Genomic DNA, 13722 nt, shown 5'->3' on the forward strand with positions numbered 1-13722 from the left:
TGGGGTCTGCTCACTCCACCGTCACGCTTTTTGCCAGATTGCGTGGCTTGTCTACATCGGTGCCACGGGCACAGGCGGTGTGGTAGGCCAGTAGTTGCAGCGGCACGACGTGCAGGAGCGGAGACAGCGCACCGTAATGCTCGGGCATGCGGATGACATGGATACCCTCGCTGCTCTCAATGCGGGTATCGGCATCGGCCAGCACATACAGCACCCCACCGCGCGCGCGCACCTCCTGCATGTTGCTTTTGAGCTTTTCCAGTAGCGCATCGTTGGGGGCTACTGTGACCACCGGCATGGCGCTGGTCACCAAGGCCAGCGGGCCATGTTTGAGCTCCCCGGCGGGGTAGGCCTCGGCGTGGATGTAACTGATCTCCTTGAGCTTGAGTGCTCCCTCCAGGGCAATGGGGTAGTGCAGCCCTCGGCCCAAAAACAGCGCATTTTCCATGCGGGCAAAGTCTTCGGCCCAGCCAATGAGCTGTGGCTCCAGTGCCAGCACCGCCTGTAAGGCCACCGGCAGGTGGCGCATGGCTTGCAAATGCGCCGCCTCTTGTTCGGCGCTGAGGCGGCCTTGGGTTTGGGCCAGCACCAAGGTGAGCAAAAACAGCCCAGCCAGTTGGGTGGTGAAGGCTTTGGTGCTGGCGACACCAATTTCTACCCCAGCACGGGTGATGTAGGCCAGCGCGCATTCCCGCACCATTGCGCTGGTGGTCACGTTACAGATGGTGAGCGTATGTGGGTGGCCTAGGCTTTGCGCATGGCGCAGGGCCGCCAAGGTGTCGGCGGTTTCGCCGGACTGGCTGATAGTGACGATGAGTTGGCGCGGGTTGGGCACCGAGTCTCGGTAGCGGTATTCGCTGGCTACTTCCACTTGTGTCGGAATGCGGGCGATAGATTCGAGCCAGTATTTGGCCGTGCAGCCGCTGTAGTAACTGGTGCCGCAGGCCAAAATCAACACCGAATCAATCTGACGGAACACCTGCGCTGCCTCTGGGCCAAACAGGGCTGGCACGATGCGGGTGATGCCGTCCAGGGTGTCGGCAATGGCACGGGGCTGCTCAAAAATTTCTTTTTGCATGTAGTGGCGGTATGGCCCCAACTCTGCGGCACCACTGTGGGCATGGACAGTACGCACGGGGCGCTCTGCCGTTGTCAGTGGCTGTCCATCCCGGGTGGTAATGCTGTAGCCGGTTGGTTGCAAATTGACCAGATCTCCCTCTTGCAGATAGATGATCTGGTCCGTCACTCCGGCCAAGGCCATTGCATCGCTGGCAACAAAATGCTCTTGTCCTTCTTGTCCTACACCCAGTACCAAGGGTGAGCCAGCACGGGCTGCCACAACGCGGTGCGGCTCGTCGTGGTGCAGCACGGCGATGGCAAAAGCGCCGTGCAACTGCGCCACGGCGGCTTGCACCGCAGCCAACAAATCACCGGTATACAGGCTGTCGATCAGGTGGGCAATGACTTCGGTGTCGGTTTGGCTGGCAAACACATACCCCTGTGCTTGCAAGGCGGCGCGCAGCGGCTCATGGTTTTCAATGATGCCGTTGTGTACCAAGGCTACTCGGCCCAAGGCTGTGGGCTGGCGGTGGGCCTCGGCGGTGGGGCCATAGCTGAAATGGGGATGGGCATTGCTCTCTACTGGAGCGCCGTGGGTAGCCCAACGGGTGTGGGCAATTCCCGTAGCGCCCTGCACCGGCACCTGTTGCACCTGCTCTAGCAACTCGGCCACCCGAGCCGTGCTGCGGGCGCGCTGCAAACCACCGCTGGTGGCACCGTCTAGGCTGGCCGTGTGTACGGCCACGCCACAGGAGTCGTAGCCCCGGTATTCCAGCCGTTGCAGCCCTTGTACCAACACAGGAACGATATTGCGCGAGGAGACGGCGCCAACGATGCCACACATAAGAAAAATTCCGCTGAAAAGGTGGCTCAATTGTGCGTTAAATTGCCGAATCTCAGACTTTTTCAAGGAGTAGCCCATGACCCGCTTTACCCTGAGCAGCCCCGACATTCCCAGCGGTGGCAGCGTGCCACCCCAGTTCGAGTTTGATGGCTTTGGCTGTGCGGGCCAGAACCAGTCGCCGGTGTTGCAGTGGAGCGGCGCCCCAGTGGGCACCCAAAGCTTTGCCCTCACGGTGTATGACCCCGATGCCCCCACCGGCTCGGGCTGGTGGCACTGGTTGGTGGTGGATTTGCCTGCGGGCACAACCACTTTGGCAGCCCATGCTGGCGCCCAAGGTGGTGCCAACCTGCCCGCTCCAGCCCGGCAGATACGCAATGACTATGGTGCCTATGCTTGGGGTGGCATGTGCCCACCGCCCGGCGATGCACCACACCGCTATATCTTCACCGTTCACGCATTGAGCGTGCCGCGTTTGGACATTCCAGACGATGCCTCTGCAGCATTGGCTGGTTTTATGATCAATGCGCACACGCTAGAAAAGGCCACCTTTACGGCAACCTACGCTCGCCCAGCAGCCTGAGAAGGGGCCGGCAAGGCCCGGCCCAACAGGTAGTCTATACAGGTACGCACGGCACGCGTCTGGTGCCGATTGGGCATGGTGAGCAGGTACATACGGGTGCCAAAAATGCTCAGTCGGTAGTCGTCCAGCATGGTGAGCACGTCGCCGGTAGCAATCTGGTCTTGCACCACATAATCGGGCACCAGCCCTATGCCCAGCCCGGCCAAAATGCCTTGGCGCAAAAATGGAAAATGCTCAGAGATGAGCGTGGGCTCAAGCATCACTTCTTCGCGGGTGCCACCACGATAGGCGCGCAGGCGCAACTGACGCCCCACCACCGCCGAAGTAATCAACGGCATGGTGCGCAATTGCTCAAGCGTGCTTGGCAGGCCGTGCTGCTGGGCAAACCCCCGCGAGGCGCAAGCCAGATAACGCACCAGCCCCAGTTCTCGGGCGACTAATGCGTCGGGCGGCTCTGGCAAAACCCGAATGGCAATATCGACTTCATCGCGGATCAGGTCATCGACCCGGTTTTCAAACAGCACATCGAGCACGATGCCGGGGTACAGGCGTTTGAAGTCAATCAACCAGTCAGACACCACCATTTGCCCATAGCCGCTGGGCACGCTCAAGCCCACCCGCCCTTGCAGCCCCTGGCCTAAAGTGGTGATGGTTTCGCGGGCGGCCAGCAGCTCATTGTGAATGCTGCGGCCATGTGCATACAGCCGCAGGCCCAACTCGGTGGGCTCTACACGGCGGGTAGTGCGCCGCACCAATTGCACTCCCACCGATTTTTCCAATTGGTGCAGGTGGTAGCTGACATTGGCCCGGGTCATTTTGAGCTTGCGTGCCGCTTGGCTCAAGTTGCCCGCATCAATGATGTCGACCAGCAAGGTCAGAGAGGCCAAGTCCATGGTTTTATTTGTCAAAAAATTTTTGACAGTCTGTCAATGGATGCTGTGATTGTCAAGACTGGCTCGCGCATCAACAATCACTCTCCAGAACATCAATACAGGAGACATCTGCATGGGCACTGCCATTCCCGCTTGCGTTGTCACCACGGCCCGCGAAGGTGGCGTGCTGGTGGTGACCATTGACAACCCACCCGTCAATGCCTTGGGCGTGGCGGTGCGCCAAGGGCTATGGGCTGCCCTAGAGCAGGCGGAACAGGATGCTGCTGTCCAGGCCGTGTTGCTATTGGGGGCAGGCACCTCCTTTATTGCTGGGGCTGACATCCGTGAATTTGGTCAACCCCCACAGCCCCCGCTACTGCCCGACCTTTGCAACCGAATCGAAGCCAGCCCCAAGCTGGTGATTGCCGCATTGCATGGCCCAACCCTCGGTGGTGGGTTGGAGGTGGCGCTGGCTGCGCACTACCGTCTGGGTTTGTCTGCCGCCAAATTGGGGCTGCCAGAAGTGAACTTGGGCCTGTTGCCCGGTGCGGGGGGCACGCAACGCACGCCGCGCCTGATCGGTGTGCAGGCCGCAGCAGAGCTGATGCTCAGTGGTCGCCACATGGGAGCCCAAGAAGCCTTGGCGGTGGGTCTGATCGATGATTTGGATGGGGGCCACGATGTGCGCGCTGCCGGGCTGGCTTATGCCCAGACCCTGTTGGCACAAAAAGCCCCGGTGCGCCGTACCCGTGATGCAGGCGCGCTGATCAACAAGGCTGCCAGCCAAGCGGCGCTGAATGTGCTCAAGGCCCACACCGCCAAAAAGACACCGGGGTTGTTCTCTCCACTGAAAATTCTGGAGGCCATTCAAGGGGCCATTGATTTGCCCTTTGACGAGGGGTTAAAGCAAGAGCGAGCCTTGTTTCTGCAATGCCTAGACAGCCCCCAGCGTGCGGGCCTGATCCACGCCTTTTTTGCGGAACGTGAAACCGCCAAGATCCCAGAAGCCAAGGCAGCAACCCCGCGCCCCTTGGCCCACATTGCCATTATTGGTGGTGGCACGATGGGGGCGGGCATCACGGTGGCGGCGCTGGATGCAGGGTTGCAGGTGACCATGATTGAACGCGATGCCCCCTCCATTGCCCGTGGTCAGGCCCATGTGGAAAAGGTCTATGACGGCCTGATCGCCAAAGGCCGCCTGAGCGCAGAGGCCAAAGCCGCGGTGATGGCACGTTACACCCCGAGCACCTCGTATGACGACATTGGGCAGGTAGATCTGGTGATTGAGGCCGTGTTTGAGGATCTTGACGTCAAAAAGACCGTGTTCCAGGAGTTGGATCGCGTGTGTAAGCCCGGTGCCGTGTTGGCTACCAACACTTCTTACCTTGATATTGATGCGATTGCCGCTGTGACCAGCCGTCCGCAAGATGTGGTTGGGTTGCACTTTTTCAGTCCGGCCAACATCATGAAGCTGCTGGAGATTGTGGTGCCCGCCAAGGTGGCGGCTGACGTAGTAGCCACCGCCTTTGCATTGGCTAAAAAGATGAAGAAAACCCCTGTGCGGGCTGGGGTGTGCGATGGTTTTATTGGCAACCGCATCATGGCGGTGTATCGGCAAGCCGCAGATTACTTGATGGAAGATGGTGCCAGCCCCTACCAGATTGATGAGGCGTTGCGGGCCTTTGGCTATCCCATGGGGTTGTTTCAGGTGGTGGATTTGGCCGGAGGGGATATTGGCTGGGCGGCCCGCAAGCGCCGTGCCCCCACCCGTGATCCGCGCGCCCGTTATGTAGAAATCAGTGACCGCCTGTGTGAGCGCGGCTGGTTTGGGCAAAAAACCGGGCGGGGGTTTTATCTGTACCCACAGGGGGCGCGCACGGGGGTACCCGACCCTGAAGTGCTGGCTATCGTCGATGCCGAACGGACCAGAAAGGGCATAACCCCACGCCCATTCACGGCGGACGAAATCATCCGCCGCTACATGGCTGCCATGGTCAACGAAGGCGCCAAGGTGGTGCAAGAGGGCATTGCCCTGCGCCCGTTGGATGTGGATGTGACCTTTTTGTCGGGCTATGGCTTTCCGCGCTTTCGTGGTGGCCCCATGAAATACGCCGACATGGTCGGGCTGGACAAGGTATTGGCCGATCTGCGTGAGTTTGCCCAAGAGGATGCTTGGTTTTGGCAGCCCGCAGCACTGTTGGAAACCTTGGTGGCCCAAGGGGCCAACTTTGACAGCCTGAACCACCGCGAATAAACGAAAAGGATATCCCATGCGTGAAGCCGTCATCGTCTCTACCGCCCGTACGCCCCTAGCCAAGTCGCACCGGGGTGAGTTCAATATTACCCCCGGCACCACCTTGGCCGCTTATGCCGTGAAGGCCGCAGTAGAGCGTTCGGGTATAGACCCTGCCCTCATTGAAGATGCCATTTTGGGCTGTGGGTACCCTGAGGGACGCACGGGCCGTAATGTGGCACGTGCCAGTGTGTTGCGCGCCGGGCTGCCCCTGAGCATTGCCGGAGCAACGGTCAGCCGCTTTTGTGCCTCGGGTTTGCAAGCCATTGCTATGGCCGCCCACCACATCATGGTGGACGGTGCCCCGGCCATGATTGCCGGAGGGGTGGAGAGTATTTCGGGCTTGCGCCGCAGCGAGGGCACTGGTGTGGACACGGGCATCGATCCTTGGGTGCTCGAGCACAAGCCGGATTTGTATATGGCGATGATCGACACCGCCGATGTGGTGGCCCACCGCTACGGCATCAGCCGTGAAGCCCAAGACCGTTTCTCGCTGGAGAGCCAACGCAAAACAGCACAGGCCCAAGCGGCAGGCCGCTTTGCCGATGAGATTGTGCCCTGCACCACCGTGATGGCCGTGACCGACAAGGCCACCGGCGCCGTCAGCCAGCGCGAAGTGACGGCCACTGCCGACAATTGCAACCGCCCCGGCACCACCTATGAGAGCTTGGCACAGCTCCAGCCGGTCAAAGGGCCGGGGCAGTTCATCACGGCGGGCAATGCCTCGCAACTGTCTGATGGTGCTGCCGCCTGCGTGCTCATGGAGGCCACACAGGCCGAGCGTTTGGGTTTGCAACCACTGGGTGCTTTTCGGGGGATGGCCATGGCTGGTTGTGAACCCGATGAAATGGGCATTGGCCCCGTGTTTGCCGTGCCCAAGTTGTTGGCGCGCCACGGCCTGAAGGTGGACGACATTGACCTGTGGGAGCTGAACGAGGCATTTGCCTCGCAGTCCATCTACTGCCAGCAGCGGCTGGGTATTCCCGATGAGCGCCTGAACGTCAATGGTGGTGCCATCTCCATCGGTCACCCTTTTGGCATGACTGGCGCACGCTTGGTGGGCCATGTGTTGTTGGAGGGGCGTCGGCGCAAGGCCAAGTATGCCGTGGTCACGATGTGCATCGCTGGTGGCATGGGTGCGGCTGGCCTGTTCGAAATTTTCTGAGGAACCCCACATGGATCTGCATTTCACCCCCGACGAGGAAGCCTTTCGCACCGAAGTGCAAACCTTCCTACAAGAAAAACTGCCCGCCCGCATCTCCCACAAGGTCAAGGCAGGCCAACGCCTGAGCAAGCAAGATCAGGACGATTGGCACGCCATACTCAATGCGCGGGGCTGGTATGCCAACCATTGGCCCGTACAGTACGGCGGCCCCGGCTGGGGGGCCGTGCAGAAGTTCATCTTTGACACCGAATGCGCACTCGCTGGTGGCCCGCGCATTGTGCCCTTTGGTGTCAATATGCTGGGGCCCGTGCTGATCAAGTTTGGCAATGCAGCACAGAAAAGTTACTGGTTGCCGCGCATTCTCAGTGGCGAGGACTGGTGGTGCCAAGGCTATTCTGAGCCCGGTGCTGGTTCCGATTTGGCCTCGGTCAAGACCACTGCCGTGCGCCAAGGCGGGCATTACATCGTCAATGGTCAGAAAACCTGGACGACCCAGGGCCAGCACGCCAACATGATCTTTTGTCTGGTGCGTACCAACCGGGAAGCACGGGCACAGGAAGGCATCAGCTTTTTGCTGGTAGACATGAACACACCCGGCGTGGAGTTGCGCCCCATCCGTACGCTCGATGGCGACCACGAAGTCAATGAAGTGTTTTTTACCGATGTGAAAGTGCCGGTAGAAAACCTGGTGGGTGAAGAAAACAAGGGCTGGACTTACGCCAAATACCTGCTCACCTACGAGCGCACTGGCATTGCCGGGGTTGGGTTTTCTGTTGCAGCATTGGAAAAACTGAAGGTGATTGCTGCCAAAGTGCATAAAAACGGCAAACCCTTGGCCCAAGACCCACAGTTTGCCGCTCGCATGGCCAAGGTGGAAATTGATCTGGAGAACATGAAAACCACCAACCTGCGCGTGATTGCGGCTGTGGCCGGTGGTGGTGTGCCAGGGGCCGAAAGCTCGATGCTAAAGATTCGGGGCACCGAGATCCGCCAAGAACTGCTGTCGCTGATTCGCCGTGCCATGGGGCCGTATGCGCTGCCATTTGTGGAGGAGGCTCAGTACACAGACGACAGCGCCACCCCCGTGGGGCCCAAGGAAGCTGCCACGGCAGCGGCCAATTATTTCAACTACCGCAAGCTGTCGATTTTTGGCGGCTCCAATGAAATCCAGAAAAACATCATCGCCAAGATGATTTTGGGACTGTGAGGCTGTTGCGATGAACTTTGAACACACCGAAGACCGCCGCATGCTGGCGGATACCCTGCACCGTTTTGTGACCGAACAATACGGTATTGAGACCCGCAACACGGTCGCCTATGGCGAGACAGGCCATAGCCCAGCCCTGTGGCAGCAATTTGCTGAGTTGGGGGCCATTGGCGCTTTGTTTCCCGAGGCCGATGGGGGCTTTGGCGGGGCAGGCTTTGACATCGCTGTGGTGTTTGAGGCTTTGGGGCAAGGGCTGGTGGTGGAGCCTTTTTTGGGGGCGCTGATGGTGGGGCAGGCGCTGGTGGCCGCAGGTACTGCGGCCCAAAAAGCACACCTTGCCAGCCTGATGGGTGGCAGCACAGTGGCTGCATTGGCACACGATGAGCCTGGTTCGCATTACCAGCTGGCCTATGTCACCACCCAAGCGATTGCCAATGACAAGGGCTGGTTGCTGACAGGCCAAAAAGCAGTGGTGTTGTTTGGCGATCAGGCCGACTTATTGCTGGTGTCGGCCCGCACCTCGGGCGCAGTCGACAGCGAAGCGGGTATCTCGCTGTTTCTGGTGCCCGGCAATGCTGTGGGTTTGGCGTGCCGAGGGTATGGCCGTATGGACGGGGGCCGTGCCGCAGAAATCACACTGAGCAACGTGCAGGTGGGGGCGGACGCCCTGTTAGGGGCGCCCAATCAGGGCATGGCTCTGCTGGAGCGGGCCGTGGGCTACGGCATTCTGGCCCTGTGTGCCGAAGCCTTGGGCGCCATGGATGTGGCGAAAAAAAGCACCCTCGAATACCTGCAAACCCGCAAGCAGTTTGGCAAGCCCATTGGTAGCTTTCAGGCGCTGCAACACCGCATGGCGGATGTGCTCATTGAAGTGGAGCAGGCACGTTCTGCTGTGATCAATGCGGCAGCGGCCATTGACGAGGATGATCGCATCCAGCGTGAGCGGGCGCTGTCGGCGGCTAAATACACGCTGGGCCGCATCGGCACTCTGGTGGCTCAAGAGAGCATCCAGCTGCATGGTGGAATTGGCATGACGTGGGAGTTGCCCCTGTCCCACTATGCCAAACGGTTGGTGATGATCGACCACCAATTGGGCGATGAAGACCACCATTTGGCACGTTTTATGGCTTTGGGCCAGTCGCTCTGAACTGGAGCATTGCCATGAGTCCAGCCCTGTTGAGCCGCCGTGAGGGGGCAGTGTGGGTACTGTCTAACAACAATGTGGCCGCCCGCAATGCACTGTCGGTGGATTTTTACACGGCCATGATCGCGGCCCTGCGCCAAGCGGCAGCCGATACCACTGTGGGCGCCATTGTTTTGACTGGCGAGGGCGGGCATTTTTGCTCTGGCGGAGATTTGCGTCAGTTGGCTACGCGCCGCGAACTGCCAGCCCAGGAGCGCCGCACCCGAATTGAGGGGTTACACGACCTGATCCGAGCGATGCGTGATTGCCCCAAGCCCCTGATTGCTGCGGTGGAAGGGGCTGCGGCGGGTGCGGGGTTGTCATTGGCGCTGGCGTGCGACATGCTGGTGACCGCCAGCGATGCGGTGTTCTCGGTGGCTTATGTGAAGGTGGGCCTCACCCCTGATGGTGGGGCTACCGCTTTTTTGGCCGAGTTGGTGTCGCGCCAGGTGCTGACCGAGTTGTGCCTGACGGGCGAGCGCCTCAGTGGTGAGCGCCTGCATGCACTGGGGGCCGTCAATCGGCTGGCTCCGCCCGGTCGTGCCTTGGAAGATGCTTTGGCATTGGCCCGTCAAGTAGCCTCTGGCCCAGAGTGGGCGATGGGGCGTATCAAAGAACTGTGCCGCCAAGCACCACGCAATACCCTGGAGCAACAACTGGATTTGGAAGCGCAGTCGATGGTGCATTCGCAAGCGACCGCAGAGTCGCACGAAGGCATTCAGGCCTTTCTAGAAAAACGCCAACCCGATTTCACCCGCCTACGCCAGCAAGGGGCTGGCAGGCTATAGGAGACAAACTGTGATGACCGATATGGATTTCCCTCTGGACGGGGTGCGCGTGCTGGATCTTTCGCGCGTCTTTGCCGGGCCAATGTGCGGTATGGTGCTGGCCGATTTTGGCGCGGAGGTCATCAAGGTAGAGCATCCGGGGCGGGGCGACGACACCCGCGACTGGGGCTTGCGCATTGGCAAAACCGAAACCACCTACTACAACAGCATGAACCGCAACAAGCGGTCGATCACGCTGGATTTGCAAAGCCCTGAAGGGCTAAAAATCATCCACGATCTGTTGCCACAGTGCGATGTCGTGATCCACAACTTCAAGTCTGGCGGTGCCGAAAAGCTCGGCTTGGGCTATGAGCAACTGCGGGCCATCAAGCCCGACTTGGTGTATTGCGCGGTGGGCGGCTACGACAGCAGCGGCCCCGAGGCCAAGCGCCCTGGCTACGACTTGGTGATTCAGGCCGAAGCTGGGCTCATGGCCCTCAATGGCGAGGCCAGCCAACCGCCGTTGAAGTTTGGCGTGGCGGTGGTGGATTTAATGACTGGCATGTATGCAGCCCAAGCGGTGTTGGCGGCCTTGTTTCGCCGCGAACGCACGGGCAAGGGCCGCTTGATTGAGATGGCGCTGTACGACTGCGGCATCACTGTGACAGGCTACTACGGGCTAGATGCCCTGGAGTTGGGCCACGACCCGGAGCGTTACGGCAATGCCCATCCTTCCATCGTGCCCTATGGCATGTACGACGCAGCAGATGGGCCGCTCATCATCGCCGTGGGCACCAATGCCCAGTTTGACAAGTTTTGCCGCCAAGTGATTTTGCGCCCCGACATTGTGGACGACCCGCGTTTTGCCACCAATGTCAACCGGGCGCAAAACCGGCGTGAGTTGCTGCCCTTGCTCAAAGAAATCATCCGTACCGGCCAGCGCGATGTGCTGCTCGAGCGCCTGACAGTAGCGGGTATTCCTTGCGGCAAGGTGGTGGGTTTGCACGAAGCCCTCACCAGCGAGCGCACCCGACGCAGCGGCTTGTTGCGTGATATGCCACACCCGGTGGTGGGCAGTACCCCAGTGTTTGCACCACCCTATCGGCTCGATGGCGAGCGCCTGCCTATTCGCCAAGCGCCGCCCACGCTGGGTGAAGGCACGCGCGAAGTGCTGCAACAACTGCTGCAACTACCAGAAGAACAATTACAAACATTGCAGGCCCAAGGCATATTGACCTTGCCGCCAACGGCCCATGCACAACACATTGCCGTGGAGTAACCCGCCATGAAAACACGCATCACTGAACTTTTGGGCATCCAACACCCCATCATCCAGGGCGGAATGCACCATGTGGGCTTGGCCGAGCTGGCAGCAGCGGTGTCCAATGCGGGCGGGCTGGGCATCATTACGGGCCTGACCCAACGCACCCCAGCGTTGCTCACCCAAGAAATTGCGCGCTGCCGCGCTATGACCGACAAGCCCTTTGGCGTCAACTTGACTTTTTTGCCCTCGGTGCAGCCGCCAGACTATCCGGGCTATGTGCGTGCCATCATCGATGGCGGCGTCAAGGTGGTGGAAACGGCAGGCAACAACCCACAGCAATGGTTGCCAGCACTGAAAGAGGCCGGCATCAAGGTGATTCACAAATGCACCTCGGTGCGCCATGCACTGAAGGCGCAGGCTATTGGTTGCGATGCGATCAGCGTAGACGGCTTTGAGTGTGGCGGTCATCCCGGTGAGGACGATGTGCCCAACTTCATCTTGTTGCCGCGTGCGGCACAGGCACTGAAGATCCCGTTTGTTGCCTCTGGCGGCATGGCCGATGGCCGCTCTTTGGTGGCGGCACTGGCGTTGGGGGCCGAGGGCATCAACATGGGCACCCGCTTTATTGCCACCCAAGAGGCGCCGGTGCATGCCAATGTCAAGCAAGCCATTGTGGCTGCCACCGAGCTCGATACCCGCTTGGTGATGCGTCCGTTGCGCAACACCGAGCGGGTGTTGAACAACGCCGCCGTGGAACGTCTGCTCGACAAAGAACGTGCCTTGGGGGCCAGCCTGCGGTTTGAAGACATCTTGCCCGAAGTAGCAGGGGTCTATCCCCGCATCATGCAGCAAGGCGAGATGGAGGCGGGGGCTTGGTCTTGCGGCATGGTGGCCGGACTCATCCACGATATACCCACCGTCCAGCAACTGATCGACGACATCATGGCCCAAGCGCATGCACTTATCAGCGAGCGGCTCACCACCATGCTGCGCTGAACGCAAACGCACTGATTCTGCTCGCCTGCACCTTCAGGTGACACCCTCACGGCCCCCTGTAATAAAAATCCCAAGGAGACAAAAATGGAACATCTCAATATCCGCCGCCGCCAATGGTTGCAAGCGGGCGCTTTGGCTGGCAGTAGCCTGCTGGGCGTTCCCGTTTGGGCAAAAACCGATTACCCCAACAAACCGATCAAACTGATTGTGCCGTTTAACCCCGGTGGGGCCACCGACATCTTGGCCCGTTCTATCGGAGAAAAATTAGCCACCCGGATGGGGCAGCCCGTGTTGGTAGACAACCGCCCCGGAGGCAGTGGCGTGACCGGGACGGACTTTGCCCTCAAGTCTGCGCCTGATGGCTACACCTTCTTGATCTCGCTGGGCACCACCATGTTGATCAACCAGTTTTTGTATACCAAGCTGCCCTACCACCCACAGCGCGATCAGGCACTGATGACACAAATTGCGCTGGCCCCCGTCACCTTGTTGGTCAATCCCAAGCTGCCAGTGAACAACGCCACCGACCTGTGGAACCATATCACGCGCAACAAGGGCGCACTGTCCTATGGCTCCTGGGGCAGTGGTTCGTACTCCCATTTGGCTTGTGCGTGGATCAGCCACAACCTGGCGGCCGATATGACCCATGCCCCCTACAAAGGCGAAGCCCCCATGATGCAAGACTTGGCCGGAGGCCAAATCGACATGGCCTTTGCCAGTTTGCAAGCGGCCAAGCCCCATATTGACTCGGGCCGGGTCAAGGTCGTGGCCGTCACTGGCGAACAACGCATGGCGGCATTGCCCCAAACACCGACTTTGATTGAGCAAGGCATCAAAGACGAAATTTTTCGGATCAGTGGTTGGCTTGGCATGAGTGCCCCAGCACGCACACCCACTGATGTGCTGCAACAGGTCACGGCAGAAGTGCGGGCCATCATTGCCCTGCCAGAGATCCGCCAGCGCATCCAGACGATGGGGTTTATTCCGGTGGGCAATACCCCCGAGCAGTTTTCCACCGCCTTTCAAAAAGATGCGCCCATCTGGGAGCGGGTGGTCAAGCTCTCCGGTGCCAAGCTGGATTAAACAGAGCTTGCACTTTTATTTTTAATCAATACAGAACCCCCAACCATGAAAATTCTCGTACCGGTCAAGCGCGTGGTGGACTACAACGTGAAAGTGCGTGTCAAATCCGATGGCACCGGCGTGGACATTGCCAACGTCAAAATGAGCATGAACCCCTTTGACGAAATTGCCATCGAAGAGGCCGTGCGCCTGAAAGAAAAAGGCTTGGTCACTGAGGTGATCGCCGTCTCCTGCGGCACCGCCCAGTGCCAGGAAACCCTGCGCACGGCCATGGCAATCGGCGCCGACCGCGCCATCTTGGTCGAAACCGAGGCCGAACTGCAACCGCTGGCCGTGGCCAAGCTGCTCAAGGCGCTGGTGGACAAAGAGCAACCCGGCCTCATCATTTTGGGCAAGCAAGCCATCGACG

General features: G+C 59.8%; 12 protein-coding genes. 10 read left to right on the plus strand and 2 right to left on the minus strand.

What is annotated here, in order from left to right:
* Positions 1-10 precede the first annotated feature (10 nt).
* Positions 11-1903 carry a glutamine--fructose-6-phosphate transaminase (isomerizing) gene (gene glmS, locus ACYVB2_RS13760; RefSeq protein ID WP_382433930.1) on the minus strand — a complete coding sequence of 631 codons (1893 nt, stop codon included), beginning with the start codon at positions 1901-1903 and terminating at the stop codon, positions 11-13.
* A 76-nt stretch (positions 1904-1979) separates the two neighbouring features.
* Between glmS and ACYVB2_RS13765 the strand changes: the two genes are divergently transcribed.
* On the plus strand, positions 1980-2483 hold the full coding sequence (locus ACYVB2_RS13765) for a YbhB/YbcL family Raf kinase inhibitor-like protein (protein WP_382433932.1): 504 nt from the start codon (positions 1980-1982) through the stop codon (positions 2481-2483).
* Here the strand turns inward: ACYVB2_RS13765 and ACYVB2_RS13770 are convergent.
* A complete protein-coding gene (locus tag ACYVB2_RS13770; protein ID WP_382433934.1) occupies positions 2462-3376 on the minus strand; it encodes a LysR family transcriptional regulator in 915 nt (304 codons plus the stop codon). The two genes, ACYVB2_RS13765 and ACYVB2_RS13770, sit on opposite strands and share 22 nt — an antisense overlap.
* 112 nt (positions 3377-3488) lie before the next feature.
* Here ACYVB2_RS13770 and ACYVB2_RS13775 point away from each other — a divergent pair, with 112 nt between their 5' ends.
* The 9 genes from ACYVB2_RS13775 to ACYVB2_RS13815 all read left to right on the plus strand — a co-directional run.
* Positions 3489-5609, plus strand: coding sequence for a 3-hydroxyacyl-CoA dehydrogenase NAD-binding domain-containing protein (locus ACYVB2_RS13775; RefSeq protein ID WP_382433936.1), 2121 nt, complete (start codon positions 3489-3491; stop codon positions 5607-5609).
* Between the two features lie 16 nt (positions 5610-5625).
* Positions 5626-6813, plus strand: a complete 1188-nt coding sequence (locus tag ACYVB2_RS13780; RefSeq protein WP_382433938.1) for an acetyl-CoA C-acyltransferase — start codon at positions 5626-5628, stop codon at positions 6811-6813.
* Positions 6814-6823: 10 nt separating this feature from the next.
* Complete coding sequence (locus ACYVB2_RS13785) at positions 6824-8020, plus strand: acyl-CoA dehydrogenase family protein (RefSeq protein ID WP_382433940.1); 1197 nt, start codon at positions 6824-6826, stop codon at positions 8018-8020.
* Positions 8021-8030: 10 nt separating this feature from the next.
* Positions 8031-9167, plus strand: coding sequence for an acyl-CoA dehydrogenase family protein (locus tag ACYVB2_RS13790; RefSeq protein ID WP_382433942.1), 1137 nt, complete (start codon positions 8031-8033; stop codon positions 9165-9167).
* Positions 9168-9181: 14 nt separating this feature from the next.
* Positions 9182-9991, plus strand: a complete 810-nt coding sequence (locus tag ACYVB2_RS13795; protein WP_382433944.1) for an oxepin-CoA hydrolase, alternative type — start codon at positions 9182-9184, stop codon at positions 9989-9991.
* 13 nt (positions 9992-10004) lie between these two features.
* Entirely contained in the window at positions 10005-11249 is a 1245-nt protein-coding gene (locus ACYVB2_RS13800) for a CaiB/BaiF CoA transferase family protein (protein ID WP_382433946.1), read from the plus strand.
* Positions 11250-11255: 6 nt separating this feature from the next.
* Positions 11256-12230, plus strand: a complete 975-nt coding sequence (locus tag ACYVB2_RS13805; protein ID WP_382433948.1) for an NAD(P)H-dependent flavin oxidoreductase — start codon at positions 11256-11258, stop codon at positions 12228-12230.
* A gap of 84 nt (positions 12231-12314) precedes the next feature.
* A complete protein-coding gene (locus ACYVB2_RS13810) occupies positions 12315-13313 on the plus strand; it encodes a Bug family tripartite tricarboxylate transporter substrate binding protein (RefSeq protein ID WP_382433950.1) in 999 nt (332 codons plus the stop codon).
* Between the two features lie 45 nt (positions 13314-13358).
* Positions 13359-13722, plus strand: a 364-nt coding sequence (locus ACYVB2_RS13815; RefSeq protein WP_382433952.1) for an electron transfer flavoprotein subunit beta/FixA family protein, incomplete at its 3' end; no start/stop codon positions are given.

This window comes from Giesbergeria giesbergeri, from assembly GCF_054779375.1.

What these genes read in the sequence shown, in the direction of transcription:
- glmS (WP_382433930.1), bottom strand. Translation starts at nt 1,903, where the DNA reads ATGTGTGGCATCGTTGGCGCCGTCTCCTCGCGCAATATCGTTCCTGTG.
- ACYVB2_RS13765 (WP_382433932.1), top strand. Translation starts at nt 1,980, where the DNA reads ATGACCCGCTTTACCCTGAGCAGCCCCGACATTCCCAGCGGTGGCAGC.
- ACYVB2_RS13770 (WP_382433934.1), bottom strand. Translation starts at nt 3,376, where the DNA reads ATGGACTTGGCCTCTCTGACCTTGCTGGTCGACATCATTGATGCGGGC.
- ACYVB2_RS13775 (WP_382433936.1), top strand. Translation starts at nt 3,489, where the DNA reads ATGGGCACTGCCATTCCCGCTTGCGTTGTCACCACGGCCCGCGAAGGT.
- ACYVB2_RS13780 (WP_382433938.1), top strand. Translation starts at nt 5,626, where the DNA reads ATGCGTGAAGCCGTCATCGTCTCTACCGCCCGTACGCCCCTAGCCAAG.
- ACYVB2_RS13785 (WP_382433940.1), top strand. Translation starts at nt 6,824, where the DNA reads ATGGATCTGCATTTCACCCCCGACGAGGAAGCCTTTCGCACCGAAGTG.
- ACYVB2_RS13790 (WP_382433942.1), top strand. Translation starts at nt 8,031, where the DNA reads ATGAACTTTGAACACACCGAAGACCGCCGCATGCTGGCGGATACCCTG.
- ACYVB2_RS13795 (WP_382433944.1), top strand. Translation starts at nt 9,182, where the DNA reads ATGAGTCCAGCCCTGTTGAGCCGCCGTGAGGGGGCAGTGTGGGTACTG.
- ACYVB2_RS13800 (WP_382433946.1), top strand. Translation starts at nt 10,005, where the DNA reads ATGACCGATATGGATTTCCCTCTGGACGGGGTGCGCGTGCTGGATCTT.
- ACYVB2_RS13805 (WP_382433948.1), top strand. Translation starts at nt 11,256, where the DNA reads ATGAAAACACGCATCACTGAACTTTTGGGCATCCAACACCCCATCATC.
- ACYVB2_RS13810 (WP_382433950.1), top strand. Translation starts at nt 12,315, where the DNA reads ATGGAACATCTCAATATCCGCCGCCGCCAATGGTTGCAAGCGGGCGCT.